Genomic DNA, 789 nt, shown 5'->3' with positions numbered 1-789 from the left:
AGGACGTATGACGACCAGTGAAATCATGACAATTGTCATTAGTTTTCATATGTCACATCACCGTGATTTTAAAAATTACTATCTTGGCTATGTTTCACTTATGTATAAAAGTGAATTTCCTAACTTACTCAGTTACACACGATTTTTAGCCGTTATGCCGAGGATACTTGTACCGATGTGTGCTTATTTTACTTCACTTAAAGGTAAACCCACAGGCGTTGAATTCATTGATTCTACATGTATTAAGGTGTGTCATAATATTCGTATTCCCAGACACAAAACCTTTGATGGAATAGCCCAGCGAGGCAAAGGAACGATGGGTTGGTTTTATGGCTTCAAGTTGCATTTAATAGTTAATCACCACGGTGAAATTGTCGCTGCCAAAGTGACAACAGGTAATGTGCATGATACGCAACCAGTGCGTGAATTAGCGAGCTGCCTTACAGACAAATTGTATGGTGACAAAGGGTATTTAAGTAAAGCCTTAGAAGCGGATTTACTCGATAAAGGTGTGAAGCTCATTACGACTGTTCGCAAAAATATGAAAGCAAAAGCGATGTCATTATGGGATAGAGCGATGCTTTCAAAGCGGTTTATAATCGAGACAATTAATGATCAACTCAAGAACATATCCTTCATTGAACATTCGAGACATCGGAGTATGAACGGTTTTATGTTGAATTTAGTAGCTGGGTTGGTGGCTTATTGCTTGAAAGAAAATAAGCCACACCTTAATTTAACTGACGTAGAGCTCAACGCACTAGTTATCGCTTAAGCAGATCTCAGGTT

General features: G+C 38.5%; 1 protein-coding gene. It reads left to right on the top strand.

Annotation, left to right across the window (positions count from 1 at the left end):
• The coding region (locus P20311_RS17465) for an IS982 family transposase (RefSeq protein WP_036985300.1) at positions 1-775 on the top strand (775 nt) is incomplete at its 5' end.
• Between the last annotated feature and the right edge of the window lie 14 nt (positions 776-789).

The sequence above is a fragment of the Pseudoalteromonas sp. BSi20311 genome (assembly GCF_000239875.1).
Lineage (GTDB): Bacteria > Pseudomonadota > Gammaproteobacteria > Enterobacterales > Alteromonadaceae > Pseudoalteromonas.
The sequence above is the reverse complement of the archived record's forward strand: the minus strand, read 5'-3'. Positions and strand labels throughout refer to the sequence as shown.